We start from the raw sequence: 25155 nt of genomic DNA on the forward strand, positions 1-25155 counted from the left end.
TCACTTGGACTCGAGTAACTCCTCGTACACGCCGGTCGTGCGTCGCGCGACCGCGTCCCAGCCGAACTCCCTGACGGCCCGGTCGCGTCCGGCCGCGCCCATGCGGGTCGCGGCGCGCGGATCGGCGGCCAGTTCGTTCAGGGCCTGCGCGAGCCGTGCCTCGAAGGCCGCCGGCTCCTTCTCCTCGTACGGGACGAGGAGCCCCGTGCTTCCATGGTCGACGACCTCGGGGATGCCCCCGACGTCCGACGCCACGACAGGGGTACCGCACGCCATCGCCTCCAGGTTGACGATGCCGAGCGGCTCGTACACCGAGGGGCAGACGAACACCCTGGCGTGCGTGAGGAGTTGGACGATCTGGGGGCGCGGGAGCATCTCCGGGATCCAGTGGACTCCCCCGCGGGCCCGGCTCAGCTCCTCGAAGAGGGTGCGGAACTCGGCGTCGATCTGCGGGGTGTCGGGGGCTCCGGCGCAGAGTACGAGCTGGGTGGCCGGATCCAACTCCTTGGCGGCGCGCAGCAGATGGGGCACTCCCTTCTGCCGGGTGATGCGTCCGACGAACAGGACATAGGGCCGCTCGGGGTCGATCCCCAGGTGTTCGAGGACGTCCGTGCCGGGGTCCGGGCGGTACAGGGCCGTGTCGATGCCGTTGTGGACGACGTGCACCTTCGCCGGGTCGATGGCGGGGTAGCAGCTGAGGATGTCCGCCCGCATGCCGCGCGAGACGGCGATCACGGCGTCCGCGGCCTCGACGGCGGTGCGCTCGGCCCAGCCGGAGAGGGCGTACCCGCCGCCGAGCTGCTCGGCCTTCCAGGGGCGCAGGGGCTCCAGGGAGTGCGAGGTCATGACGTGCGGGATGCCGTGCAGGAGCTTGCCGAAGTGGCCCGCGAGGTTGGCGTACCAGGTGTGGGAGTGGACGAGGTCGCAGCCGGTGAGAGCGGCCGCCATGGACAGGTCCACGGAGAAGGTGCGCAGGGCGTCGTTGGCGCCGTCCAGGGCGTCCCAGGCCTGGTGGCGCGCGATTCCTTCGGCGGCGGCGGCGTTCCCCCAGCAGTGCACGTCGACATCGACGAGGGCCGCCAACTCCCGTGCGAGGAACTCGACATGGACTCCAGCTCCGCCGTAGACATCCGGCGGATACTCCCGGGTGAGCAGTCCCACTCGCACGCAGCACCCCCCGTCCGTCCGCCCCAGCCGCCGGTCGCCCGCACCCTCATGGTCACCCAGAAGCGCCCGGTGGGGAAGAGCCCCGCACCGACCTCTGGGGCGGCCGGTCGAAGCAGCAGTCCCCGCACACGCCTCCGTCCGGACAGCGGTAGTAGAGGCAGCAGCTGCGGCGCCGGAACGCGGTGCCGCGCAGGGTTCCGGTGGAGCGCAGGTCGGGGTGGTCGAAGAGTTCGGCGGCGAGGGCCCTTGCGCGCTCTCCCACGTCGGTACGTCCGTTGCGCCGCGCCCAGGTGTCCAGTTCGCGGGCAGCTCCGGCGAGCGCGGAGCCCGCGTTGCCCCACAGCAGCGCTGCGGAGATCCGGTACCGCGCGCGCAAGGCGTCGGCCAGGGGCGCCAGATGACCGTGCTGTACGACGTCCCGGATGCTCGCGGCGTCGGCGGGCCGCGTCGTCAGCTCCCTCAGCCACAGGTCGTCGGGCGAGGTGCCGTCCGCGTCCCAGTGCAGCAGCTCCGGGTCGAGGTCCGGCACTTCGCCGTGCAGAGCGGCCGAGCCGAGCGTCACGGACCACAGCCGCGCCGCGAGCCCGAGCTGCGCCACGGACACGGCGACGCGCGTGTCGGGCGCCCCGAGCCGGGCGGCGACCTTGTCGACGCGGAACGCGAGGGGGCCGTCGTCCCCGGCGTACACCCGCGCCAGGGACGCCACTTGGACACCGCTCGGCGGCGCCCCCGCGCGCAGGGCGAAGAATCCGCCGACGGAACCGAGTGCTGTCAGGTCGAGAGGGGCTTTCACGAGAGCAGAGCCTATTCTCGTCCGGTTTCGCCCCGAAGAACGGCACCGGCTGTGACCGGTCGGTGCAGAAGCCGTCCCACCGGCTCGCCGCGTCTCCACGCGGGTCAAGATCACGGCCGGGCATTACAAAACCGCAGGTCAGCACAGAACCGCAGGTCAGACGGCATGGACGGATATCCGCTGGCGCGCGTTCGCGGGGCCAGGAGCACACTGGAGGGGCAGCACCCCGCACGAGGCGCTCAAGCGCGCCCCGGCCGCGGCCAGCGGCCTGGACGAGGGCGTTCCGACGGGCCTGCAACGCACGAACTTTCGAGATTCTGGATGATCCACCGAACCGCGGCGTAACCCACCCGGGGGAGGACATCTCCCGGGTCGTACTCCATCGGTAGTAGGACCCAATGCCTGCTGAGGTACGACGACGTGGAGCGAAATCCGCGAGATCGTAGTGAGTATGGAAGCCGACCGTTCGCCGCACCGGACGCCCCGGGCCCACCAGGGGGCGCAGCGCCAGCCGTGGAGCACCTCATGAGTGCCCTCACACTGGCCGTGGTGCTCTCGCTCATATCCGCCGTGGCGTATGCGGGCGGGGCCATTTTGCAGGAGCGCGTCGCCGTCAGCACGCCGGAGCGACGGTACGCCCCGCTGCGCCGCGGCATCTGGTGGGTCGCCATCGGGCTCAACGGCCTGGGTGCGCTGCTTCATGTGGTGGCGCTCGCGTACGGCCCGCTGAGCCTCGTGCAGCCCCTCGGTGCACTCACCATCGTCTTCGCCCTGCCGATGGCCGCTCTCTTCGTGCGCCGCAAGGCAGGCGCCACCGCGTGGCGCGGCGCGATCATGGCGACCGTGGGCCTTGCCGGGCTGCTCTCGCTGACGCAGTCGGCCGACGCGCAGTCCCTGGACGACGCCGAGCGGGTCATGGTGGCACTGGTGACCGCGGGCGCCGTGGTGGCGCTCATGGTCGTGGCGCACGCGGTGCACCGGCATCCTGTGGTGCGCAGCGTGTTGCTCGCCAGTGCGGCGGGCGTCGCCTTCGGCATTGCCTCGGTGTTCACCAAGACGGTGGCGGTGGACTGGGAGGCGAACGAGCCCCTGATGCACCAGGCGCCCAGCCTCGCCGTGATCGCGGTCCTGGCGACGGCAGGTGTGCTGATCTCGCAGGCCTCGTACCGCGGCGCGGGCCTCGCGGCGCCGCTGTCGACGGTGACGGTCGTGAATCCGGTCGTGGCGGCCGCGGTGGGCCTCACGCTCTTCGGCGAATCGTTCCGCTACGGCTCGGCGGGCACAGCCGTGGCCCTGGGCTTCGGCGTCGTCGCGGCGGGCGGTCTGATCCTGCTGACCACGGAGCGGATCGGCGCCGCACAGGGCGTTCCGACACCGACGGTGACCGTGGCCAAGGGCGGCCCCGTGGCGGCGGACGCCGTGGCCCCCGAGGCGTGGCCGGAGGAGCTGCCCGCGGTGCCCTCCCAGCCCCAGCCACAGCCCGCGACGGGACCGCACCGGCGGGTGCTGTTCCGCCACGGCCACGGCCGCGAGCGCATCGGTTCCTGAAGCGTCTGGAGCGGGCCGAGCACGCGATCCGAGCACGTCCTGAAGCCCCAGGGGAATCCCGAGGGGCTTCAGTCGTTCTCGAAGCGTTGCGTCCGCGTCAGATCCGGACGCCGCCGGCCCGCAGATACGCGAGCGGGTCGACGTCGGAGCCGAACCCGGGCCCCGTCCGCACCTCGAAGTGCAGATGCGGGCCCGTGCTGTTGCCCGTGGACCCCGAGCGCGCGATGCGCTGCCCCGCGCCCACCTTCTGCCCGGTCTTCACGGTGAGCGCCGAGAGGTGGCCGTACTGGGAGTACTTGCCGTCGGCGTGCCGGATCACCACTTCGTAGCCGTACGAACCGCCCCAGCCCGCCGACACGACCGTGCCCGCGGCGACCGCCTTCACCGAAGTGCCGGTGGCCACGGGGAAGTCGACGCCCGTGTGGTAGCCCTTCGACCAGGATCCGCCCGCGGCGCGGTAGGGGGTGCTCGGCGACGCGGCCACCGGTGCGGAGAAGCCCTGCGCGGCCTGGGCGGGCTTCGCCTTCTTCGGCTCGGCCTTCTGCTGCGGCTTCGGCTTCGCCTGCTGCTTCGGCTGCTGCTTCGGCTCGGCCCGCTGCTTGGGCTCCGTACGCGGCTCGGGCGCGGCCTGTGGCTTCCCGGCCTTCTTCTGCGAGGCCTGGAGCGCGAGCCGCTGGCCCGGCGTGATCAGGTCGGGGTCGCCGCCGATCGCCTTGCGGTTGGCCTCGTACAGCTTCTGCCAGCCGCCGCTGACCCGGCGCTCATCGGCGATCCCGGAGAGCGTGTCACCGCGGACGACCGTGTACATCTGGCCGCGGCCCGCGGTGGACTGCGGGGTCACTTCCGGCTTGACGTCCTTGACGTCGCGCTGGGGGGCCTTCGCCGCCTTCTTGGGCGCGCTCATCGGCGTGACGTCGGGCGCGTCACCGCCCCGCGTCAGGCCCGCCCGCTCCGAGCAGACCGGCCAGGCCTGCGGGCCCTGTGCGTCGAGGACCTTCTCGGCGACGGCTATCTGCTGGTCCTTGGTGGCGCGGTCGGCGCGCGGGGCGTAGGCGGTGCCGCCGTACGCCTCCCAGGTGGACTGCTTGAACTGGAGGCCGCCGTAGTAACCGTTGCCGGTGTTGATGCTCCAGTTGTTGGTCGACTCGCAGGCCGCCACCTTGTTCCAGGTGTCGACGTCGGCCGCCTCTGCCGTGCCGGTGCCGATCAGTGGCAGCGCCATCCCCGCGCCACCCGCCGTGACGGTCAGCGACGCACGGTTGATCCGGTTCGGCTGATACCGGCGGTGCCGACCGCGTACGGCCATGGGAGCCCCCTCCGTCACACGCATTCACAGTCACGTCAGACACACGACAAGGCGGCAAGTTAGCCGCTCGGACCGAACCGTGACAAGGGTGCGTGAGAGAGGGGGCCTCCGTTCGGTCAGCCCTTCAAGTGCTGCGGGATCCACTGGAGTTGGACACTTTGCTGGTAGGGGCCACCGCCCTCGTGATCGTTGAAGGAGTACACCTCCATCGAACGCTCCGACCCCGCATAGGAATTGAGGGCCGCGAACACGGTGGACGGCGGGCACGTCATGTCCTCGAGAGCCGCCGAGAAGAGCGCGGGCGCCGTGCCGCGCGCCGCGAAGTGCACGCCGTCGAAGTAGGCGAGCGTACGGAAGACGCGCTCCTCGGAGCCGCGCTTCGCCTTCATGTAGAGGGCGATCTCCCGGTACGGCGGCCGGTCGGTGAGCGTCGTGGCGCGCGGGAAGTCGCACAGGAACGGCACATCGGGCGCGATCGCCGCCAGGTCGTGGACGAGTCCGCCGACGGCGAGCGTGATCCCGCCTCCCTGGCTGCCGCCGACCGCGGCGACGCGCGAGGAGTCCACAAGCGGATGCGCGCGGGCCGCCTCCACGGCGCGTACGCCGTCGGTGAAGACGCGCCGGTAGTAGTACTCGTGCGGGTCCTCGATGCCGCGCGTCATGTAGCCGGGGTAGGCGGGCCCGCTGCCGACCGGGTCGGGGGTGTCGCCCGCCGAACCGCCGCTGCCCTGCCCCCGGGTGTCCATCACGAAGTGCGCGAAGCCCGCCGCCGACCAGAGCAGGTGCTCGTGCGGCAGTCCGCGGCCGCCGCCGTATCCGATGTACTGGACGACGGCGGGCAGCGGCTCGGTCGTCCCCGCGGGCAATATCAGCCAACCTTTGACCGGGTGTCCGCCGAACCCCGCGAACGTCACGTCGAAGACGTCGACCGTGCTCAGGTGCGCGTCGAAGGGAACGAAGCGGGCGTCCAGATCGTGCTCACGTGCGGCCGAAAGGGTCTTCTCCCAGAAGGCGTCGAAATCCTCGGGCTCGGCCACGTCGGGCCGGTAGCGGCGCAGTTCGTCGAGCGGCATGTCGAAATGGGGCACGGGCGGCTCCTCCGTCGGACACAGTGTCGTCAACGTCACGCTACGCCGCGGGGCAATACTGGCGAACACCACCGGCACTTCCACTTCAGGAGCCACGGCATGAGCAGCACGTCAGCCCAGATCGGGGTCACGGGCCTCGCGGTCATGGGGCGCAATCTGGCCCGCAACTTCGCACGCAACGGCTACACCGTCGCCCTGCACAACCGCACGGCGGCCAAGACGCAGGCATTGGTCGAGGAGTTCGGCCACGAGGGCGAGTTCATCGCCACCGAGACCGCCAAGGAGTTCGTCGCGGCCCTGGAGCGCCCGCGCCGCCTGGTCATCATGGTGAAGGCGGGTGAGCCCACGGACGCCGTCATCAAGGAGTTCGCGCCCCTCATGGAGCCGGGCGACATGATCATCGACGGCGGCAACGCGCACTTCGCCGACACCCGGCGCCGCGAGCGCGAACTGCGCGAGCAGGACATCCACTTCGTCGGCACGGGCGTCTCCGGCGGCGAGGAGGGCGCGCTCCTCGGCCCGAGCATCATGCCGGGCGGCTCGCAGGAGTCGTACGCCTCGCTCGGTCCGATGCTGGAGAAGATCTCCGCGAAGGCGAAGGACGGCTCCCCGTGCGTCACCCACGTGGGTCCGGACGGCGCGGGGCACTTCGTGAAGATGGTGCACAACGGCATCGAGTACGCCGACATGCAGCTGATCGCGGAGGCGTATCAGCTGCTGCGTGACGTGGCGGGCTACTCCCCCGCCCAGATCGCGGACATCTTCCGCACCTGGAACACCGGCCGCCTCGACTCCTATCTGATCGAGATCACGGCCGAGGTCCTGAAGCACGTGGACGCCGCGACGGGCAAGCCGTTCGTGGACGTGGTCCAGGACCGGGCCGAGCAGAAGGGCACCGGCCGCTGGACCGTGCAGATCGCCCTCGACCTGGGCGTTCCGGTGTCGGGCATCGCGGAGGCGGTGTTCGCACGCTCCCTGTCGGGCCACACCGAACTGCGGGCGGCTTCCAAGGAGTTGGCGGGCCCGACGGCGCGCGCGCTGAGCGAGGCGGAGGCCGGGGCGTTCGCCGACCAGGTCGAGCAGGCGCTCTACGCCTCGAAGATCGTGTCGTACACGCAGGGCTTCCACGAGGTCGCCGCGGGCAGCGAGGAGTACGGCTGGGACATCGACCTGGGCTCGGTCGCCGCCATCTGGCGCGGCGGCTGCATCATCCGCGCCGCCTTCCTGGACCGCATCCGCGCCGCGTACGACACGCGCGCGGACCTGCCGAGCCTGCTCTCGGACAAGACGTTCGCGCAGGAGATCGGCGCGGCCCAGGACGACTGGCGCGCGGTCCTGGTGGCGGCCACCCAGCAGGGCGTGCCGACGCCGGGCTTCTCGGCGGCCCTCGCGTACTACGACGCGCTGCGCGCGGACCGCCTGCCCGCCGCGCTCACGCAGGGGCAGCGGGACTTCTTCGGGGCGCACACCTATCGGCGTACGGACCGCGAGGGGTCGTTCCACACCCTGTGGGGCGCGGACCGCTCGGAAGTGCAGGCCTAGTCAGGCCGTCAGGCCTGGCGCCTGTCGGCCTCTCCCGCCGTCAGATCCCTCCGTCAGACCGGCTTCGGCTCGGTCTCGGGTTCCGGTCCCGGCGGCGGGAGCGGGGACGGCGGCGGGGTCGGCGTGGGCCGCGGCACGGGGCCGGGGCCAGGGCCCGGCACGGGACGCTCGGGGTCGGGCACCGGACTCGGCCCGCCCGGGTCGGGGATCGGGCTGGGCGGCGTGGGTTCGGGGTACGGGACGGTCATCTCTCCTCCATCGAGTCGGAGATCGGTCGTGACCACTCTCTCCCGCCTCGCGTGCCCACGCCTGCCGAGTCGACACGTCCCCGAGCCGTCCGGCTCAGTCCCGGGTGCGGCTGAGCCGCACGACGGGGATGTCGCGATCCGTCTTGGCCTGATAGTCCGCGTAGGGGGCGAACAACTCGACGAGGCCCGGCCAGACCCTGGCCTTGTCCTCGGCCGACAGGGTCTCGGCGCGCGCGTCGAACCGCTCCTCGGTGCCCACGCGGAGCCGTACGTCGGGGTTCGCGACGAGGTTGCGGTACCACAGGGGGTGCTCGTCGGCTCCGCCGTTCGAGGCCACGATGAGGTAGTCGTCGCCGTCGCGGCCGTAGATGAGCACGGTGCGGCGCAGCTGCCCCGTGGTGCGTCCGCGGTAGTCGAGCAGCAGGCAGGGGACACCTTGCACCCCGGTGCCCTTCGTGCCGCCCGACTCCTCGTAAAGCCGGGCCTGGTCGGCCACCCAGCCGGTGGGACTGATGACGGCCTCTTCGTCCTGCTGCGCCATGTCCGCTCCTGTGAAGTCGAAGGAGTACGCGGGAGGTGAGCGGTCACTCATCTCCCGCGCTCAGCCTACGACTTGGCGTCCGCGGTGCACCGGAGAACGGCCGCGCGCAGCCCGGGGCGCGGGCTGGAGACGACCGGCACGGCAAGGGTGGTGCGGTCCGCGGCCCCGGCCATGGAAGCCTGGGCGAGGACGACGGAGTCGACGCCGTCCAGGGCGTCGACGGCGTCCGCGATCAGGCGCAGGTGGCCTTCCCCGTCACCGGCCTCGAAGCGCTCCCAGGCGCCCTCCACCAGGACCGTGGTGACGTCGACGGTCCGCCCGGCGCGGGCGGCCTCCTCCTCGACCAGGGCGCGGGTCGGGCCCAGGGTGCTCTCCAGGGTGGCGACGACGGCCACGGACCGGCCGGCGGCCACGGCGGCGGCCGCCATGGGCCGGTCGACCCGCACGAGGGGGATGCCGACGGCCGCGGCGCGGGCCTCGGTGACGGCGCCGATCGTCGAGCAGGTGCAGAGCACGACGCCCGCCCCCTCGGCGACAGCCGCGACCAGCAGCTCCTGGATGTCGTCGGCCACCGCGTCGGGCCCCTCGGCACGGGCCCGCGCGAGCAGGTCCTCGTGGACGAGGTGGCGCAGGGGGAGCCCCGGGTGGTCCTGGTCCCGCAGCCCCTCGAAGACGGGGACGTGCACGGGCGAGGTGTGCAGCAGGGCGAGCGTCGGCCTCACCACGCGGCCGGGTCCGACTTCACCTTGTCCAGGGCGGCGGCGACCAGCTCCCCGGAGGGGACGGGCGCCTCGGCCGGGTGCCGCTCGGCCCACTTCACGACGTACGGACACAGGGGCGCGACGGCGATGCCTTCCCGCGCCGCCATCGCGTACAGCTCCCTGGCCAGCGAACCCGCGATGCCCTCGCCCTCGTGCGCGGGCACGACTTCGGTGTGCACCGGGACGAGGGCGGGCTCGGGCCGGTCGAGCATGAAGTAGACGATCTGCCCGACGACCTCCCTGTCCGCCAGGGCTTCCAGGACGTGGCGCGCCCGGTCGTCGCGGATCTCGATCCCACTGCTCATCGGCTCTCCTGAAGGGCTGGCACGGCCTGCGGACTGCGCGCCATGTCGTCGGCGCCCGGCACCGGCGCGGCCGCGTCGTCGCCGAGGGCCACGATGCGGTTGTCCTCGCCGTCGACGTGCACGACCTTGGGCCGCAGGGTGCGTGCCTCGGCGTCGTCGACCTGGGCGTAGCTGATGATGATCACCTTATCGCCGGGGTGGACGAGGTGCGCGGCCGCGCCGTTGATGCCGATGACGCCGGTGCCGCGTTCGCCCTCGATGGTGTAGGTCTCCAGGCGGGCGCCGTTGGTGATGTCGACGATGTGCACGAGCTCGCCCGGCAGCAGGTCGGCCGCGTCGAGGAGGTCGGCGTCGATGGTCACCGAGCCCACGTAGTGCAGGTCCGCCTGGGTGACCGTGGCACGGTGGATCTTGGACTTGAACATGGTACGCAACATTGAGGCACCCCTAGACATAGGCTCCCTGCCTGCGTTTTAGCAGGTCAGGTGCTGTTTCCCTACCCTACAACGAGTCGCATGTTCGGTCAGCTTTCCCAAGGTTTTTGAGGACTGACGCTGACCAATTGCTGACTTTCCTGACGCACCGTCAGCACAGGGCGAGCATCGCGGACGCCTCCCCCAAACCGGACACGCCATCGGCAGCACCAGCTTAGGAGGGCCCCTCACGGACCACACTGAGAGCCGCGTCACCCTTCTCCCTGTCAATTGACTCGGAGCCACACCATGTCCCCACGACCGCTCCACAGAGAACCACCCAGCGCCCGCCTCGCCGAGTCCCCGAGGAGGGCGTAACAGGATCTTGCTGCATGGCCCTGGCGGGGCGTGACTTTTGTGACGACTCGGCCGTCTATGTGGATGACGACTTGTGGGCGCTGATCGCGCCGCTTCTCCGACCTCTAAGTAGTGAGCCGTCAGCACTTCGGCTTGGTCAGGCGGGGAAGGTCAACCTCATTACCGTCTACGCGGTCACCAGCCTCGCCGCGGAACAGACACCACCCGCCCGGCTCGCCCAGTTGGCCCGCGGGCACTGGAGGGTCGATACCCCTCACCGGCCAGCCCACAGAAGTCGGAACCCAATTCCTAGAATTGGGTTCCGGCTTTCTTGCTGATTCGAGTTGTCCGCGGACCCCTGCAAGGATTCAGGCACGGCCAACGCCACAAGGTGATTCGCGGCCGACGGAGATTCCTTTGCCGAGAAGGCGTTGGTAGCCTTGGCATGAGTGACGGCTTAGACCTCGTAGCACAAGCAGGATTTCTCATATCCAGCAGATGAGACTGCAGTTGAGGGAGACATGGGCTCCGCGGAGTGGTGACGTCTCCCGGACACCAAAATTTGACACGCACCTCCATCCAATAACAGAAGGCTGACATCGTTGCCGACTGTGCAAATTCCCACCAACGGAAACGGTATGACGAGAGAACTCAAAGCGAGCGTCGAGGGAGCACGCCACACAGATCACCCACCTCGCGAAAGCCACAGCCCGGAGCCCATCCTCATGGACACTACGGAGGTATCGATAATGCTCAACATGTCCGCGAGTTGGGTTTACAAGGAAGCGGCTAAATTGGGCCTGAAGGGCTACAAGCTCGGCCGAGGCCGCAATGCGAAAGTCCTATACAAGCGGACCGACGTATTCAAATGGCTAGAGCAGCAGAAGATCCACTAAGAGTTGGCACACGTGGCAAGTCTTGCGAGCTTCTTGTAGCAGGTCAGGGCGGCAGCCATGGCCAGGTCTCGCCTCTGCCAGCCGTTGACCACGTACGGGATCTTGAGACCACGAGCAGCCCCCTCCTCGGCGAGGGACGTGCGTAGAGCCAGCAGACCGGACAGATCGACGTCCCCCACGAACACGTCCATCAAGACGCCGGCCCGCCAGTAGCGCGAGACCTGCGCGCTCCTGCCAGCCGGCGACTTCTCCCGCTTCTTTGACAGCCACATGAGTTCCGGCTTCGGCTACCGCTTGGAGGAGGACCTTCACCAGGTCGCGGACCTCGTCGGTCATCACCAGGACGTCACGGCGGCGAAGGTTGTCGAGGATATTACGGACCCGCTGGTGCGCGGCCCGCGACCCGATGCCCGTTTCGCGCCGGGGCACGGTCTGCGCCTGCGTGCGGGTGCCACGCGCGCGACGCCAAGATCCGCTCCCCACGGTCGGCCCAGGGCGCTCCGGACGCAGCTTCCCGCTAGCCGCCTTCGGCCGGTGGTGCCATGTGCTCCATGGGGCCCCGGCGAACAGCCGTTACAGGTGTTTCACAGCCCGATGTCGGTGAGCCACTGGCCGGTGGTGCGGGGGGCGATGCCGAGGCACTTCTGAGCGGCGTCCTCTGGAGTGATGGAGCGGTCGGGAAGCGTGCTCATGGCCTGGTAGAGGCCGGCAACGTCGGCAGCGGGGCCCTCGCCAATCACGGGCGCGACGGAGGCCCGCATCTGCTCGGGAGTGATCGGCTCGAAGACCACGCGCTTGCCGAAATGAGTGCTGAACGCCTCGGCCAGGTTCGCCCCTGTGATCGCCGGGTACTGGCCGACCGAAACCACGCCGGTGACGTCGTGGCGGCCGAACAGGGCGAGAGCGGCATCGGCGATGTCGAGGTGGGATGCCCAGGAGACCGGAAAATCGCTCCGGATCGGGTACGGCAGCGTGCCCCGTTCACGCACGGCGTCCATGACGTATGGCATGAGCAGGTTCTCCAGGTACAGCGTGGGCGCGATCACCGCATGCGACACCCCGCTGCCCGCCAGGCCGCCGGCCAGCAGTGCGGCCGCGCCGCCGATGGCGGGGTCGGTCGGGGCGCCGCTGGCGGGGTCGGTCGGGGCGCCGCTGGTGGAGAACACCACCCGGGCCGGTCGGGCCGCATTGACGGCGGTGACGATGTTGCGGGCGTAAGCGAGACGGTGTTCTTCGGACACCATTGGCAAGTGGACGAACACCCCGTCGGCACCCCGGTACGCCTCGGTGAGCTCCTCCACGGAGGAGTGGTCGGCGGCCACCACACGCGCGCCGTCCACGATGGCGTCCGGGTTGCGGGTCAGAGCGGTGACGGGCTTGCCCGCGGCGACGAGAGTAGCGACGACAGGGGCACCTTGGGCGCCGGTGGCGCCGTGAATCACGTAGGTCATGGACCCATTAGTGCATGCGATGCACCGGTTACATCAACTGCACTAATGGAGTTATCGTCAAGAACGTGACCGAACCCGAAGCCTGTCTGCCCGAGTGCGGTGTCGCCCGCTTCCTCACCCTCCTCAACGGGCCGTGGGCCACCCTGATCGTGCGTGAGCTGCTGTCCGGGCCGCTTCGCTTCAACCAGCTGCGCGAGGCCCTGCCCGGCATCAGCCCGCACACCTTGACCAGCCGGCTGCGCCAGTTCGAACGGCACGGCATCGTCACCCGCACCACCTACGCGGAGATCCCACCCCGCGTCGTGTACGAGCTGACACCCCTCGGTCAAGGGCTGCGCGACGTCCTGGAGGCCATGGGAGACTGGGCCCTTGCGGTGCCGGATCCCGGGACCGCAGCCACCGCCTGACGTAGGAGGCGAACCGGAGTACGCCGGAAGCGTGCCGTAGGCCGCCGCGATCAACCTCGACGGTGAGCAGCGGGGTCGCGCTGGGCCACGTCCAGGGCGGTCGCGGCGGTACGCCGGGTCGGGCGTACCTCCCCAGTGAGCGGACCGAGGCGTAGCAGAGGCGGCCAACAGCCTCGGAATACCCGGGTCTGCCGGGGCTCACCTCAGCTCGTTCTGGGCTCGATGCGGCGGGCGTAGGCGCGGGCGGCGCGGGCGCGGTCGCCGCAGCGGGTGGAGCACCACTGACGGCGGCCGTGCTTCAGCAGGAAGCGGTTGCAGGGCGGGGAGGCACAGGCGGTCAAGCGGGCGGCGTCGGGCGAGGTGAGCAGGTCGGCGGCGTCGGCGGCGAGGGCCGCGAGGGCGTGCTCGACGATCGCGGTGGTGGGGTGGGGTGCGGCGCGGTAGGGGCCGGTCTTCTCGTCCCACAGCAGGAGGGAAGCGGTGGGGACGCGGGTCATCGCGTCGTTGACCGCCTTGACGGCGGCGGGCAGGGCGGGCTGCCCGGCGACGCGGGAGGCCAGTAGCGACCTGACCTGTTCGCGCAGCGAGCGCAGCTGCGTCGCGCATACCTCCGCCAGTCCGGCACCGTCCGGCGCGAGGTCGCGCCGCGCCAGCCACTGCTCGGCCTGCGCCGGGGTGCCCAGGAGGTCGGCCCTGTGCCCGCCGGGCAATGCGACGGCGCTGTTGGCCAGGGCCAGGGCGGGGCGCTCGTCCTCGCCCGGCGCCGACGGCAGGGCGGCTTCTTCCGTCACGAACTCTTCCATGCTTCTCATGGTACGGGTTGCCTTCATCCATGAGGCGTGCGCACAGTCACCTCACGTTTAACAAGCGCTCCATCCGTAAGGAACTCTTTTCGTGTCTTCCCCGACCCTGCAGACTGCCGCGTTCCCCGTTCGTGTTTTCGGCGGCCCGACTGCCCTCTTCGAGTACGGCGGCCTGCGTTTTCTCACCGACCCGACCTTCGATGGTCCGGGCGATCACCTCGCCGGTAGGCCGCATCCACTGGGCTGGGGCGGAAACCGCCACGATCTGGAATGGCTACATGGACGGCGCCGTCCGCTCCGGCCGCCGTGCCGCGGATGAGGTCCTCGCCGAGCTTTCCTGACCCGGCCCCGCCCAGACACCACACTTGCCCAAGGACTGGACCCCGGCGCGAGCCGGGGTCCTCTGCCTGTCCGGATGCACCGACAACCGCGGTGCCGACGGCACCCAAGGCCGCTGTCCGATACCGAGTTGGGCTCTGTCGCGTCGGCGGGTTTGGGGTGCCGGGTTCAGATGGGGGTGTTTTCGTCGGGGACGAAGGGGTCGCCATGGCCGGGGACGATCAGGGCGGGCTTGAGGGCGAGGATCTTGCGGCGGGAGGCGCTCAGGCCCTCGTGGTCGTCGGAGGTGGGATCTTCAGCGGGGCCGTGGGCGCTCCACCAGGCGTGGGTGAGGACGACGGTCCCGTCGGCGGTTTCCGCGACGGTGGAGATGTCCTGGGGGGTGTGGCCGGGCGTTTCGATCAGACGGATCGAGGGGGAGAGCTGGTATCCGTCGGCGGGCCGGTCGTACCAGAGGTGGTTGTGGTAGGCGGCCCAGACGTCGTGGGCCCGCGCGTTGAGGAAGAGGGCGGCGTTGAGGGTGTGGTCGGGGTGGTGGTGGCTGAAGACCACGTCGGTCACCTCCTCGGGGCTGATTCCGGCGGCGGCGAGCGGGTCGAGGATGAGTGTGCGGTCCTCGACCATGCCGGGGTCGACGACGGCGATCGTGTCGCCGTCGCACAGGAGGGAGACGCTTGAGGCGACGTGCCACGGCTTCTCACGGCCGTCGCGGTCGGCATTGCGGGTGTCGAGGCTGTCGTAGCCGGTGGTCAGCAGGGTGAAAGTGGCCGTCATGAGAGGTGATGGTCCTTCGTCGATCGTGGGGTATGACCGGCAGGGAGGGCGAGGTGCGCCGTCCGCGCCGGGGGCTTGGGGGTGTGCGAAGCCGCGCCCCGGCGCGGGTTCGGTGAACCGGCGGGGCGGGGTGGCCGAACTCAGTCGGCGGCGGTCCGCGTGCGGCGGGCGTAGGCGCGAGCGGCGCGGGCACGGTCGCCGCAACGGACCGAGCACCAGTGGCGGCGTCCGGCACGCAACAGGTAGCGGTTACACGGGGTGGAGGGGCAGGCCGTCAGCCGTTCGGCGTCGGGCCCGGCGAGCAGGCCAGCGGCGTCGGCGGCGAGGATGCCGAGGGCCTGGTCGACGATCTGGTCGATGGGGTGCGGGGCGGTGCGGTGCATGCCGCGGACCACATCCCAGCCAAGCGGGGAGACGGTGGGACCCGGGTAAGGGCGTCGTTGACGGCGGCCAGCGCGGTGGCGGGAGCGGGATGGCCGCCGACCCGGGAGGCGAGCAGGGCACGCACCTGCTCGCGCAGGGAGCGCAGACGTGCCGCACAGATCTCCTGCATACCCGCGTCCGCAGGGACCAGGTCGTGGTCGACCAGCCACTGATTGGCGCCGGAGGGCGTGCCCAGCGAGTCGAGGAACTGGCCGCCCGGCAGGGCGATGGCGCTGTTGGCGAGGTCGAGCGCGGGGTAGTGCTCAGCGCCCGGCGCCGGTGGCAGCCCGGGGTCGACAGTGTCAGCGATGGCGGTAGCGATCTCACTCACGTTTCTCACGTTACAGCTTGCATTCATCCGTGACAAACATCTATGGTCACGGATGTAAGCCAATCTATCCGTGAGGAGATGTCGTCATGGCAGCAACCGGCGCGTCCAACGAGCAGGTCCCCGTCCGTGTCTTCGGCGGTCCGACCGCACTCATCGAGTACGGCGGGCTGCGATTCCTGACCGACCCGACCTTCGACGCCCCCGGCGCCTACCCCTCAGGGCTGGCCAAGACCGCACCCGCCTCCGCCGCGCCCGCCGACCTGGGCCGCATCGATGTGGTGCTGCTGTCGCACGACGAGCACGACGACAACCTCGATGCCTCGGGCCGCACCCTGCTCGCCGACGTACCCCTGACCCTGACTACGCCCAGCGGCGCGGGCCGGCTGGGCGGCACCGCACGCCCGCTCAAGGACTGGGAGTCCATCGAGCTGGACCGTCCCGGCGGCGGCACGATCACCGTCACTGGCGTCCCGGCCCTGCACGGTCCCGGGGCACGGGAGGACCTCGAACCGGTCGTCGGGGAGGTCGTCGGCTTCGTCCTGAGCGGTGACGGCCTGCCCACCGTCTACGTCAGCGGTGACAACGCCCAGCTCTCCCTCGTCCGTGAGATCGCCGACCGATTCGGCCCGGTGGACACCGCGGTGCTGTTCGCCGGCGCGGTCCGCACTCCCGTCATGGACCGCGCGCTGCTCACACTCGACAGCGCTCAGGCCGCCGAGGCCGCCCGCATCCTGGACGCCCGCCGCATCGTGCCTGTCCACTTCGACAGCTGGGCCCACTTCACCGAGGGCCGCGACGAGCTTGTCGCCGCCTTTGCCGCCGCCGCCCTCACCGACCGCGTCGACTTCGGCATCCGCGGCTGAACTCACCTACGTCGCACGCGTACGCCGGACAGCCGGGCGCCGGCCGACAGGAACTGCCACGGCTGTCGGCTGGCGCCCCCGCGCGCCGCACACCTCGAAACCGAAGGACCGCACGACCATGACCGACCCCGTCCGCGGCGCCCGCCACGGCTCCGCCCCCGCCGCCCTGTCCGTACTGGACTCCGCCATGACCGGCACCGGCCAGAGCGCCACGGAGGCACTGACCGGCAGCATCGAACTCGCCCGGCTCGCCGACCGGCGCGGCTTCACCCGCTACTGGATGAACGAGCACCACGCCATGCCCGGCGTCTCCACCTCCAGCCCGCCCGTCCTGCTCTCCCGCCTCACCGCGGAGACCAGCAGGCTGCGGCTCGGCGCGGGCGGGATCATGCTGCCCAACCACCCGCCGCTGGTGGTCGCCGAACAGTTCGGCATGCTGGACGCCCTCGCCCCCGGCCGTATCGACCTGGGCCTGGGTCGCGCCCCGGGCACCGACCACGCCACGGCCGCCGCCCTGCGCCGCGGCGCGAGCGACGCCGAGGACTTCCCCCAACAGGTCGCCGAACTGCTGCACTTCCTCGGCGACGACTTCCCCGCCGAGCACCCCTACGCCGACCGCGTGTACGCCGTGCCGGGCCCCGCGCAGGACCGGCTCAACGGCGTCACCCCGTCCACCGGCCGTCTACCGGTGTGGCTGCTCGGCTCATCCGGCTACTCGGCGCAGCTCGCCGCCCGGCTCGGCCTGCCGTTCGCCTTCGCCGCGCACTTCAACCCGCGCGATGTCGTGGACGCCCTGCACCTGTACCGCGAGCGGTTCACTCCGTCCGAGGCCCTGGCGGAGCCGTACGCGCTGGTCAGCTTCACCGTCGCGGCATCCGACGACGCGCGTGAGGCCCGCCGCCAGGCCGGCACTCTCGCGCACGCCATGCTCCGCATGTTCCAGCGCAAGTCCTACCTGCTGCCTTCCCCCGAGGAAGTGGACGTCTACCCCTACGACGCCCAGGAACGCCAGGCCGTCGACGGCTGGCTGAACCACGTCCCGCACGGCACCCCCGAGCAGGTCACCGCCCATCTGAACCAGGTCCAGCGGGACTCCGGCGCCGACGAGCTCATGATCGGCAGCGTCGGCCACTCCGTCCGGGCCCGGCTGCGCTCCACCGAGCTGATCGCCGACGCCTACGGCATGCCCGACAGCCCTCACTAACGCGGGACGGACGTACCTGCGCCCATCGGCACCGATCACCCTTCACCGCCAAGTCCCCCTGATTCTCCAGGAGATTTCGAGGAGTACCCATGGCCACCGTCCTCGCCCTGTCCGGCAGCCCCTCCCGTGCGTCCCGTACCGCCCTCCTGGCCGAGCACACCACCGCGGACCTGCGGGTCCGCGGACACCGCACCCATGTACTGGCCCTGCGCGACCTGCCCGCGACACCGCTACTCACCGCGGACATCCATGACCCGTCCATCGCCCGCGCCGTGAATCTGGTCGCCGAGGCCGACGCCCTCGTCGTGGCCACCCCCATCTACAAGGCCGCCTACTCCGGCCTGCTCAAGACCTTCCTCGACCTGCTGCCCCAGCACGCGTTCACCGGGAAACCGGTGCTCCCCCTGGCCACCGGCGGCAGCCCGGCCCACGTCCTGGCCCTCGACTACGCCCTGCGCCCGGTCCTCACCGCGCTCGGCGCCCAGGTCTGTCAGGGCCGGTTCGTCCTGGACCGGCACCTCACGACCGCCCCGGACGGCGCGATGACCGTCGACCACGACGACGAGAGGCAACTGACCCGCGTCATCGACCAGTTCGACCTCGCTCTCCCGTCCCGCGCACACCTGACCGCCGCCTGACGACCACCGACCGCCCCGCCCGGTAGCCGCCGCCCTGGCCTTCCGGCGCTCCGGTATTCCGAAAGTACGGACCACATGGCCCACCTGTCCCGCACTCCCATCCGCACCCCGCCCACCGCCGCTCTCGCTCCCTCCATATCCGCGGTGCAAAAGCGCACCCTGACCGTGCTGCTCGTCTCCCAGGTCCTCAGCGGTCTCGGCCTCGCCGCCGGTGTCACCGTCGCCGGGCTGCTGGCCGGGCAGATGCTCCACAACACCTCCCTGTCCGGACTGCCCATCGCTCTGCTCACCGCCGGCTCCGCCGGCGCCGCCGTCGTCATCGGACGCCTCTCCCAGCGCCTCGGCCGCCGCCCCGGACTGGCCGCCGGATACCTCACCGGCGCCCTCGGCGGCGCCGGCGTCGTCGCCGCGGCCGCGCTCGACAGCCCCGCGCTGCTCTTCATCTCCCTCTTCCTGTACGGCGCCGGCACCACGTCCAACCTCCAGGCCCGCTACGCCGGAGCCGACCTCGCCGCACCCCACCAGCGCGCCCGCGCCACCTCCACCGTCATCGTCGCCACCACCGTCGGCGGCATCGCCGGCCCCCTGCTCGCCGCCCCCGCCGGACACCTGGCGACCGCGCTCCACCTGCCCGAGCTGACCGGCCTGTTCCTCCTCTCCACGGTCGCGTTCACGCTGGCCGCACTCACCCTCCTCGTATGGCTGCGCCCCGACCCGCTGGTACTCGCCCGCACCCTGCCCGCGGTCTCAGGCGAGAGCACATCCGCGGACTCCCCCGCCCGGTCCGGCCCCGGCCTGCTCATCGGCGTCCTGGTCCTCGTCCTCAGCCAGCTCGTCATGGTCGCCGTGATGACCATGACCCCTATCCACATGCACGCCCACGGCTTCGGCACCGCCGCGTCCGGCCTCGTCATCGCCCTGCACACGGGTTCCATGTACCTGCCGTCGCCGCTGGCCGGCCGCCTCGTCGACCGATTCGGCGCCACTGCGATGAGCGTTGTAACGGCCGGCACGCTGCTCACCGCGGGCGTAGTCGCCGCCCTCGCACCCGGCCACTCCTTCGCCCTGATCACCCTCGCCCTCGTCCTTCTCGGCGTCGGCTGGAGCTTCGGCCTGGTCACCGGCACCGCGATCGTCACCAACAGCACATCCCTGACAACCCGGGCCAAGGTGCAGGGACTGGTCGACGTCGCCATCGCCATCGCGGGCGCCGTCGGCGGCCTGGCCTCCGGCATCGTCGTCGCCGCCACCAGCTACCCGATCCTCGCCGTCCTGTGCGGCGCCCTCGCCTTTGTGGCGACACCTGCGGCCATCGTCGCGGCCCACAAGAGCACCAAGCGCGCCTGACCGACACAGTCGGGATGCGTACACAACAACACCTCTGGAAAGATTCTTCAGTTCAAGAAGGAGCCCCAGATCGCTGCCGCCGCGGAACTGGTGTGGAACACCCTGGACGCAAACGCGACGCTGGTCGGCGTCGAATTGCACCGAGACTGGGATGCCATCACTCAGATCGTCGTGACCGACAACGGTCACGACATGACGCCCGAGCGGGCCCGCGCCGCGTTCAAGGGATATGGCGAGACCGTTCGCCCCACCTCCATGCAGCGCCCACTGCACGGAAAACGCCCCCGAGAATCGCGTTTCCCCAGGTCAGAACGATTCTGTTGGGGTCGGCTCGGTGGGGCGGGTGGGACTCGAACCTATTCCGGTGACGCTTCTCACCTGCGGTTTTCTTGGCGAAGCGGGCATATCAACCTGTTTCCGTCCGGCTGCGTCCCGCTCGATCCGACTCCAGCGGATGCGGTGCAGCGTTCGCTGCACGCATCCGCTGCGACGCGAAACCGCTGAGCTGATCCCCGTGCGGTCCACGACTCACCTCGGCCGGGGCAGAAGAGCACCCCTTCTCCGACGTATTACTGAACGCCCGTCCGCCTCACCGCCGCCCGCACCGAGAGTGCAACTTGTCACCCTCGGTGATGACCTGCGACTCCCGCAGGCGGAGATAAACAAAGAGGACACCGTGACCTCGTTGGCGTGGCTGTCCGGGGGACCATCCCCGCGGGTACGGGGAGCACCGTAACGTCCTCCCTCTGTCGCTCTACACCTCGGGACCATCCCCGCGGGTGCGGGGAGCACGTGACTGCGGGCAAAGGCGGGAGCCCCCTCCTGGGACCATCCCCACGGGTGCGGGGAGCACGCTTCGAGGCCGCCGTTGTCGCGGTAGTCGTAGGGACCATCCCTGCGGGTGCGGGGAGCACCGTGCGGGCCTCACCGCTGTGGCTGTCTGCCTTGGGGTCATCCCGCGGGTCCGAGGAGCACCATCGCTGTGCATAGGCACGGCGTCAACCTCCGGAACTATCCCCGCGGGTGTGGGGAGCAGCTGGCACCAATGGAGAGCAAATCCTGGAGGGCGCTGTCCGGGTGGGTCCGGGCGATCCCCGTCCGTCCGTGGGCAGCTGGGCAGGAGTGGTGTGGGCTGTTGCATGATCCGTCAGAGGGTGGAGTGTGGGGCGCCGTCCGCTCACGCATGGATAGGCCTACGAGGTGCAGATTCCTACCCAGACAAGAGAGTGCTGCTCCGGATCGCAGCAACGATCGCTGCCAGCCGGTGCCGGATGGCGGATCTGGACCCATGGCCTCTTCGTTCCGAATGACGTTCGATCAAGATCGGCACCAGCGCGATCCACAGCTAGGCAGGTCAGGCTGCTACATGTCGGGCAAATACCATGCTGCCGCCCAGGGGTGAACCCTCACCTCGTTGTGACCGGTTCGTCGCTGCGGACTTGGTCTCACCGGCTGCTGGCTGTGAGCTGGTTCCTTGGAGTACTTCTTCTGCTGTCGGGTGCCCCAGGACCCAGCCACGCAGCGTTTCGGGGTCAACGTAGCGATAGCTCTGAGGCGGGTGGAACGAGCCGCCCGCACGGAGATGGGCCAGCGGAACTGGCTCGGAGAAGGACCTAACCGCATCGAGGAGCAGGGCTGACGCCTGTTCTGCGCCTTTCATATAGGCGAGGTAGTCACGGCGGCTGATAGCACCATGTTCCTTGTGCGTCTTCCAGATCTCGGATGGCGACCCGATCTGCACCTCAGTGACGGTTGCGGTGCCCACCAAGGCCATCACGGGCGATGTGGCATAGAGGATGACCTTCGTTCCCGGCGGCACTGCGACGCGTTGGCGACGCAGTTCGACGGACTTCCTTCCGTCCAAGATGGCCGACGCATAGCGAGGGTGGAGGGACATCAGGAGTGAGCGTTCGTGCTCGTTCACTGGGCTGGTTGGCCTTCCTGATAGATAGCGCTGAACAGGTCGGGAGTGAGTGCAAAGATCGACTGAACACCGAGCGGGTGCCCGCGCTGTGCGGCCAGCGACTGCACTTTGTGGAGCCCTACCGGTCGAGGGAAGATCTCTGTGTCGGAAAACAGTAGAGCCCGTGCCTGGCCTCGATCACCGCACGCGCGCAGGATGTCATCCAGTCCCCACACTCCCAGGTGCCGGAAGCGGTTGTACAAGGAGCGGCCGGTGTCGACGACAGTGGTGTCGAAACTGGAGCAGGCGATCACAGCTGAAACAGACTGGTTCTTGTCCGAGCTGGCGTACCAGAGGATCCGGGCAGGGACCTTCTCACCGTGAGAGCGCGCGGCGCGGTAGTAGACGTGCTCGCGACTGATGCCCAGGTGATCGGCGCGGGGAGTGAGCGCGCTGGGGACGCCGAAGAGATCGCTGGACCACAAGGGCTGGATGGGAACGAGAAAGCACGGCAGCTGTGAATCAGTGATCTTCGCGGGCCACCAGGCGCGCTCGAGCGCAGCAGCGGCTGCCGCCGGCATGGCAGCCGGTACGGCTGATACCTGGAGACCGATGAGGGCCGCTGCGGACTGTGCCTGCTCGTCCACTGTCTGAGCCTCCGCACAGACGTCCAGGACGAGTGTGACCAGCGCCTTGTCGTGCTCGCGGAAGCCGTCCTCGCCAGCTGCGATGCGTACGGACGGCTGAAGGTGGCTGTCGGTGAGAGACAACAGGCGAACGCCCGAACGGCGGCAGTGATCACGCAGCCGGAAGAGGATCTGGCGGGCCAGGGTTTGGTGCATGGGGTGGCCGTCAAGAACCCGAAGCAGCGGCACGACCAACTGGCCGTCGCGTACTCCATATCCGTAGATAGCTGCGATGGTGCCTTCGGCATCAACCACCTGCTGCCGGACCCACCGGGCCGGATGCGTCGCGAGCCGACGTAGTTCTGCGACGAACCCGTTCCGGCGCTCCCCCGCCGCCTTGTTGAGGAAGACAAGGTGTCCTTGCTCCTGTCCGGCGGGGATGGACTGGACCGTGAGCGAAGTGCCGAGGAGATCGCCAGGCTGGTAGACCTGGGCTCTGGTGAGCTCGTCCACGTGCAGGACGATATCCGAGGGCCTGAGGATTCGTACCTGACAAACCGACATGGCGATGTCAGAAAGAGAGGCGAGGAACTCATCCCTGGTCACCAAGAACAGGATGCCGCTGGCACTGCTCTCCGCGACATAACGCAGATCACGGAGATCATTTTGAGAGAGCTGCCGTTTGTCGCCGATATGAGCCTGGACTGCGGACCGAAGCTCCTCGATCAGGCGGTCTGCGTCGTTACGGCTCACACTCGGCTCGGTGTAGCCATGGGTCGCCTGGAGCTGTCGCCGCCGCTCTGCAGAGTCAGTGATCTTGCCGATCTCGGCCTTGAGCTGCGGCAGAACAGCGAGGTCCACCAGGCCGGCAAGCCAGTCCGAGGTGAGTGTCCGGGACTCCTGGGCTCCGTGCCGCTCTCCAGACGAATGCAGGTCTGCGAAGACGTTGCAGTCCATAGCCACGGACAAGAGCGCGGTCGACTCAAGGTCAGAGAACAGATGCGGATGGTTGTGATCGCGTGACCAGACAACAAGGGGTTTGCGGTCCTTGCCGCGGCCGTCGACCTCGTTGCGTGCCTCGAATCCCAATTGCCGCCACATGGCGTCGTAGCCGTAGTCCTTGCGGCACTTGAGGACGATGCCAGACCGGTCGTGGTGGCGAGCGGAGATCTCGTCCACGAGAAGGCGGCCGATGCCTTGCCCCCGGGAATCAGGATCAACACACAGGTGGGTGAGACGGATCTGTTGTCGGGGTAGCGAAAAGAGGGTGTACCCGACGAGCTTCCGGCCGGCCATCGCGGCAAGCAATCGGTTCTCCGCAGCCGCCTGCGCGTATGCAGCAGGCGGCATGAATCCCAGGGTCTTGTTGAAGCGGTCGCCGAGTTCCACGATCGCGGCCAGGAGCTGCTCGTCGCGGGCCCCAACGGGCTTGATGACTACCTGTGTTGCGGATGAAGAGGTCGGCTTCTGCATGGGCCCAGTCTTGCGGCTTCTGTGTCGCGTTGCGCAGGTTTTTCGAGCGGCCTGGTGCGGTGCACCTGCCTGCAGCGGGTCTGCAGGTGTAATCCCGGCGCCCCGCCTGTACCGATACCGGCGGCTCTGGCCAGGTGACCAGCCTGCCTGCTCCCACCTGACGACGGTGGAGAGCTCGGCACCGAGAAGGCCCTCGTGGACGAGCGCATGGGCCACATCGATGCTCGGTCACCACGCGCTACGGTCAGGGTAGGCAGCTGGTCGGCGTACTGTCGGCCGGGGCGTTGCCCCGCTGAACGAGCCAGGCTTATCCCGACAAGCTCAAACAGCGGGCTCCGGCAGATAGCCGAGGTGCTCGATGACCCGCTTGCGAAGAAGCTCGTCCCAACGACGCAAAGGGCCCGGCGGGCGCTCAACCACACGGCCCTTGGTGACGGTCTGGCCCCGCTGGAACTGCTCGCGTGTCAGGTCGATCTCGATGCCACTGGGCAGCCGGTTCCACACGTGGAAGCCGTGCCGGACCTCGTTGAAGTGCACCTCGCCCGCCATGAGATCGCCACCGAAGACGTCATTGACGATCAAAGCCGTGATGTCACAGTGGCCCCAGGCCGGGTTCTCCGACTGCCAGCCAGAGCGAGCGAGGTCGTCCGGGGACAGGTGTCAGCGGCCCAGCTGGCGCGCAAGGCACTGTCAAGGTCGAGCAGGTTCCAAGAGCTCATGCCGACAACATCACAGTCACCACTGACATCGAGGCTGCTGCGGAAGCCGCGAGGCCCGCAACCGAACCCCCGAGGGACAGAAAGTAGTACCGGGCAGGGAGATTAACTGTCCGCCCGCAGGGACCTGAAAAATCCGCCCACCCGGACGGACCGCTGCCCGTGGGCAGCGGTCCTGCTGTGGACCATCCCCGCGGGGTGCGGGGAGCACTCGTACTCGTCTAGCGGCGCTTCGAGAACGGCGGGACCAACCCCGCAGGGGCGGGGAGCACTTCGTGCAGTAGCGCGCGAAGTGGCCCGGCCAGGGACCATCCCCGCGGGTGCGGGGAGCACGCCTCGACGGTGGCGGGCTCGGCGAAGATCTGGGGACCATCCCTGCTGGTGCGGGGAGCACCCGTCGCGCCTGCAGACGAGTGCGTCCGGATCGGGACCATCCCCGCTGGTGCGGGGAGCACTGCCTGACCGCCGGCGTCGCCGGGGCCCTGTCAGGACCACCCCCGCGGGTGCGGGGAGCACCCGCCCGCACGGGCTGCGTAGGCGTCGGCGATGGGACCATCCCCGCGGTTGCGGGGAGCACCAGGATGGCGAACGAGCCGCGTACAGCGAAGGGGGACCATCCCCCGCAGGTGCGGGGAGCACGTTGCTGGTCAGAGGATCGTTACCGCTGCCGAGGGAGCACCCCCGCGGGTGCGGGGAGCACAGGCGCCTGCGGGAACTGCCCTACCGGCACGTGGGACCCTCCCCGCGGGGGCGGGGCGCATACGAGCCGTAGTAGGCAGCGCGGTATGAGTCGGGAGCACCCCCGCGGGCGCGGGAAACATTCATCAAGGTCGTCGACGGGATGACTGGCGTCGGGGACACCCCCGCAGGAGCGGGAAGCACATCTTCTTGG

The 25155-nt window shown here is 69.7% G+C and carries 23 protein-coding genes and 4 pseudogenes; 10 read left to right on the forward strand and 17 right to left on the reverse strand.

The window, feature by feature from the left end:
* On the reverse strand, positions 1 to 1167 hold the full coding sequence (gene glgA / locus M4V62_RS05895) for a glycogen synthase (RefSeq protein ID WP_249586156.1): 1167 nt from the start codon (positions 1165 to 1167) through the stop codon (positions 1 to 3).
* 52 nt (positions 1168 to 1219) lie between these two features.
* On the reverse strand, positions 1220 to 1960 hold the full coding sequence (locus M4V62_RS05900; protein ID WP_249586157.1) for an IucA/IucC family C-terminal-domain containing protein: 741 nt from the start codon (positions 1958 to 1960) through the stop codon (positions 1220 to 1222).
* A gap of 525 nt (positions 1961 to 2485) precedes the next feature.
* On the opposite strand from M4V62_RS05900, the gene M4V62_RS05910 reads away from it, so the two are divergent.
* Positions 2486 to 3508, forward strand: a complete 1023-nt coding sequence (locus M4V62_RS05910; protein ID WP_249586158.1) for a DMT family transporter — start codon at positions 2486 to 2488, stop codon at positions 3506 to 3508.
* A gap of 97 nt (positions 3509 to 3605) precedes the next feature.
* Here M4V62_RS05910 and M4V62_RS05915 read toward each other — a convergent pair whose 3' ends face one another.
* Complete coding sequence (locus M4V62_RS05915) at positions 3606 to 4814, reverse strand: transglycosylase family protein (protein ID WP_249586159.1); 1209 nt, start codon at positions 4812 to 4814, stop codon at positions 3606 to 3608.
* 116 nt (positions 4815 to 4930) lie between these two features.
* The gene (locus M4V62_RS05920; RefSeq protein ID WP_249586160.1) at positions 4931 to 5902 is read right to left on the reverse strand and encodes an acetylxylan esterase; all 972 of its coding nucleotides are present in this window, start codon (positions 5900 to 5902) and stop codon (positions 4931 to 4933) included.
* Positions 5903 to 6001: 99 nt separating this feature from the next.
* Here M4V62_RS05920 and gndA point away from each other — a divergent pair, with 99 nt between their 5' ends.
* Entirely contained in the window at positions 6002 to 7444 is a 1443-nt protein-coding gene (gene gndA / locus M4V62_RS05925; RefSeq protein WP_249586161.1) for an NADP-dependent phosphogluconate dehydrogenase, read from the forward strand.
* Between the two features lie 53 nt (positions 7445 to 7497).
* On the opposite strand, the gene M4V62_RS05930 is transcribed toward gndA, so the two are convergent.
* The 7 genes from M4V62_RS05930 to M4V62_RS05960 all read right to left on the reverse strand — a co-directional run bounded on the left by M4V62_RS05930 (position 7498) and on the right by M4V62_RS05960 (position 12416).
* Positions 7498 to 7692 (reverse strand): hypothetical protein, encoded by a 195-nt coding sequence (locus M4V62_RS05930; RefSeq protein WP_249586162.1) that lies wholly within the window; start codon positions 7690 to 7692, stop codon positions 7498 to 7500.
* A 94-nt stretch (positions 7693 to 7786) separates the two neighbouring features.
* Positions 7787 to 8233 carry a nitroreductase family deazaflavin-dependent oxidoreductase gene (locus tag M4V62_RS05935; RefSeq protein WP_249586163.1) on the reverse strand — a complete coding sequence of 149 codons (447 nt, stop codon included), beginning with the start codon at positions 8231 to 8233 and terminating at the stop codon, positions 7787 to 7789.
* 65 nt (positions 8234 to 8298) lie between these two features.
* Positions 8299 to 8958, reverse strand: coding sequence for an aspartate/glutamate racemase family protein (locus tag M4V62_RS05940; protein WP_249586164.1), 660 nt, complete (start codon positions 8956 to 8958; stop codon positions 8299 to 8301).
* On the reverse strand, positions 8952 to 9299 hold the full coding sequence (locus tag M4V62_RS05945) for a GNAT family N-acetyltransferase (protein WP_249586165.1): 348 nt from the start codon (positions 9297 to 9299) through the stop codon (positions 8952 to 8954). Before M4V62_RS05945 ends, M4V62_RS05940 begins: the two co-directional genes overlap by 7 nt.
* Positions 9296 to 9736, reverse strand: a complete 441-nt coding sequence (gene panD, locus M4V62_RS05950; protein ID WP_249586166.1) for an aspartate 1-decarboxylase — start codon at positions 9734 to 9736, stop codon at positions 9296 to 9298. Before panD ends, M4V62_RS05945 begins: the two co-directional genes overlap by 4 nt.
* A gap of 1225 nt (positions 9737 to 10961) precedes the next feature.
* Entirely contained in the window at positions 10962 to 11237 is a 276-nt protein-coding gene (locus tag M4V62_RS05955) for a hypothetical protein (RefSeq protein WP_249586167.1), read from the reverse strand.
* Between the two features lie 312 nt (positions 11238 to 11549).
* A complete protein-coding gene (locus tag M4V62_RS05960; protein WP_249586168.1) occupies positions 11550 to 12416 on the reverse strand; it encodes an SDR family oxidoreductase in 867 nt (288 codons plus the stop codon).
* Between the two features lie 65 nt (positions 12417 to 12481).
* Here M4V62_RS05960 and M4V62_RS05965 point away from each other — a divergent pair, with 65 nt between their 5' ends.
* Positions 12482 to 12823: a winged helix-turn-helix transcriptional regulator gene (locus tag M4V62_RS05965; protein ID WP_249586169.1), complete on the forward strand. Its 342-nt coding sequence runs from the start codon at positions 12482 to 12484 to the stop codon at positions 12821 to 12823.
* A 203-nt stretch (positions 12824 to 13026) separates the two neighbouring features.
* On the opposite strand, the gene M4V62_RS05970 is transcribed toward M4V62_RS05965, so the two are convergent.
* Positions 13027 to 13626 (reverse strand): CGNR zinc finger domain-containing protein, encoded by a 600-nt coding sequence (locus M4V62_RS05970; protein WP_249586170.1) that lies wholly within the window; start codon positions 13624 to 13626, stop codon positions 13027 to 13029.
* 91 nt (positions 13627 to 13717) lie between these two features.
* Between M4V62_RS05970 and M4V62_RS05975 the strand changes: the two are divergent.
* A pseudogene (locus M4V62_RS05975) lies at positions 13718 to 13852 on the forward strand (MBL fold metallo-hydrolase); the annotation flags it as partial.
* Positions 13836 to 13967, forward strand: a pseudogene (locus M4V62_RS05980) (FAD-dependent oxidoreductase); the annotation flags it as partial. The pseudogenes M4V62_RS05975 and M4V62_RS05980, both read left to right, overlap by 17 nt.
* A gap of 166 nt (positions 13968 to 14133) precedes the next feature.
* On the opposite strand, the gene M4V62_RS05985 reads toward M4V62_RS05980, so the two are convergent.
* The gene (locus M4V62_RS05985) at positions 14134 to 14739 is read right to left on the reverse strand and encodes an MBL fold metallo-hydrolase (protein WP_249586171.1); all 606 of its coding nucleotides are present in this window, start codon (positions 14737 to 14739) and stop codon (positions 14134 to 14136) included.
* 140 nt (positions 14740 to 14879) lie between these two features.
* Positions 14880 to 15520 (reverse strand): annotated as a pseudogene (locus tag M4V62_RS05990) (ABATE domain-containing protein).
* 59 nt (positions 15521 to 15579) lie between these two features.
* Between M4V62_RS05990 and M4V62_RS05995 the strand changes: the two are divergent.
* From M4V62_RS05995 to M4V62_RS06015, 5 genes are all read left to right on the forward strand, one after another.
* On the forward strand, positions 15580 to 16356 hold the full coding sequence (locus M4V62_RS05995) for an MBL fold metallo-hydrolase (protein WP_249586172.1): 777 nt from the start codon (positions 15580 to 15582) through the stop codon (positions 16354 to 16356).
* Positions 16357 to 16474: 118 nt separating this feature from the next.
* Positions 16475 to 17560 (forward strand): LLM class flavin-dependent oxidoreductase, encoded by a 1086-nt coding sequence (locus tag M4V62_RS06000; protein ID WP_249586173.1) that lies wholly within the window; start codon positions 16475 to 16477, stop codon positions 17558 to 17560.
* 89 nt (positions 17561 to 17649) lie between these two features.
* Complete coding sequence (gene ssuE, locus M4V62_RS06005) at positions 17650 to 18198, forward strand: NADPH-dependent FMN reductase (protein WP_249586174.1); 549 nt, start codon at positions 17650 to 17652, stop codon at positions 18196 to 18198.
* 75 nt (positions 18199 to 18273) lie between these two features.
* On the forward strand, positions 18274 to 19545 hold the full coding sequence (locus M4V62_RS06010) for an MFS transporter (protein WP_249586175.1): 1272 nt from the start codon (positions 18274 to 18276) through the stop codon (positions 19543 to 19545).
* Between the two features lie 87 nt (positions 19546 to 19632).
* Positions 19633 to 20049 carry an ATP-binding protein gene (locus M4V62_RS06015; RefSeq protein ID WP_283779148.1) on the forward strand — a complete coding sequence of 139 codons (417 nt, stop codon included), beginning with the start codon at positions 19633 to 19635 and terminating at the stop codon, positions 20047 to 20049.
* An 850-nt stretch (positions 20050 to 20899) separates the two neighbouring features.
* On the opposite strand, the gene M4V62_RS06020 is transcribed toward M4V62_RS06015, so the two are convergent.
* The 3 genes and pseudogenes from M4V62_RS06020 to M4V62_RS06030 form a co-directional block, all read right to left on the reverse strand.
* A complete protein-coding gene (locus M4V62_RS06020) occupies positions 20900 to 21442 on the reverse strand; it encodes an ASCH domain-containing protein (protein ID WP_249592708.1) in 543 nt (180 codons plus the stop codon).
* Positions 21443 to 21465: 23 nt separating this feature from the next.
* On the reverse strand, positions 21466 to 23547 hold the full coding sequence (locus M4V62_RS06025; protein WP_249586177.1) for a GNAT family N-acetyltransferase: 2082 nt from the start codon (positions 23545 to 23547) through the stop codon (positions 21466 to 21468).
* Positions 23548 to 23868: 321 nt separating this feature from the next.
* Positions 23869 to 24266: pseudogene (locus tag M4V62_RS06030) on the reverse strand (YunG family protein).
* Positions 24267 to 25155 lie beyond the last annotated feature (889 nt).

The sequence above is a fragment of the Streptomyces durmitorensis genome, assembly GCF_023498005.1.
GTDB classification, from domain to species: domain Bacteria; phylum Actinomycetota; class Actinomycetes; order Streptomycetales; family Streptomycetaceae; genus Streptomyces; species Streptomyces durmitorensis.

Bases quoted from the DNA above. Each gene is read 5' to 3' on its own strand.
- M4V62_RS05985 (WP_249586171.1), bottom strand. From the start codon at position 14,739: ATGACGGCCACTTTCACCCTGCTGACCACCGGCTACGACAGCCTCGAC.
- M4V62_RS05915 (WP_249586159.1), bottom strand. From the start codon at position 4,814: ATGGCCGTACGCGGTCGGCACCGCCGGTATCAGCCGAACCGGATCAAC.
- M4V62_RS05930 (WP_249586162.1), bottom strand. From the start codon at position 7,692: ATGACCGTCCCGTACCCCGAACCCACGCCGCCCAGCCCGATCCCCGAC.
- M4V62_RS05910 (WP_249586158.1), top strand. From the start codon at position 2,486: ATGAGTGCCCTCACACTGGCCGTGGTGCTCTCGCTCATATCCGCCGTG.
- gndA (WP_249586161.1), top strand. From the start codon at position 6,002: ATGAGCAGCACGTCAGCCCAGATCGGGGTCACGGGCCTCGCGGTCATG.
- M4V62_RS05955 (WP_249586167.1), bottom strand. From the start codon at position 11,237: ATGTGGCTGTCAAAGAAGCGGGAGAAGTCGCCGGCTGGCAGGAGCGCG.
- ssuE (WP_249586174.1), top strand. From the start codon at position 17,650: ATGGCCACCGTCCTCGCCCTGTCCGGCAGCCCCTCCCGTGCGTCCCGT.
- M4V62_RS05995 (WP_249586172.1), top strand. From the start codon at position 15,580: ATGGCAGCAACCGGCGCGTCCAACGAGCAGGTCCCCGTCCGTGTCTTC.
- M4V62_RS06020 (WP_249592708.1), bottom strand. From the start codon at position 21,442: ATGTCCCTCCACCCTCGCTATGCGTCGGCCATCTTGGACGGAAGGAAG.
- M4V62_RS05970 (WP_249586170.1), bottom strand. From the start codon at position 13,626: ATGGAAGAGTTCGTGACGGAAGAAGCCGCCCTGCCGTCGGCGCCGGGC.
- M4V62_RS06010 (WP_249586175.1), top strand. From the start codon at position 18,274: ATGGCCCACCTGTCCCGCACTCCCATCCGCACCCCGCCCACCGCCGCT.
- M4V62_RS05960 (WP_249586168.1), bottom strand. From the start codon at position 12,416: ATGACCTACGTGATTCACGGCGCCACCGGCGCCCAAGGTGCCCCTGTC.
- M4V62_RS05945 (WP_249586165.1), bottom strand. From the start codon at position 9,299: ATGAGCAGTGGGATCGAGATCCGCGACGACCGGGCGCGCCACGTCCTG.
- M4V62_RS06000 (WP_249586173.1), top strand. From the start codon at position 16,475: ATGACCGACCCCGTCCGCGGCGCCCGCCACGGCTCCGCCCCCGCCGCC.
- M4V62_RS06025 (WP_249586177.1), bottom strand. From the start codon at position 23,547: ATGCAGAAGCCGACCTCTTCATCCGCAACACAGGTAGTCATCAAGCCC.
- panD (WP_249586166.1), bottom strand. From the start codon at position 9,736: ATGTTGCGTACCATGTTCAAGTCCAAGATCCACCGTGCCACGGTCACC.
- M4V62_RS05935 (WP_249586163.1), bottom strand. From the start codon at position 8,233: ATGGCGCAGCAGGACGAAGAGGCCGTCATCAGTCCCACCGGCTGGGTG.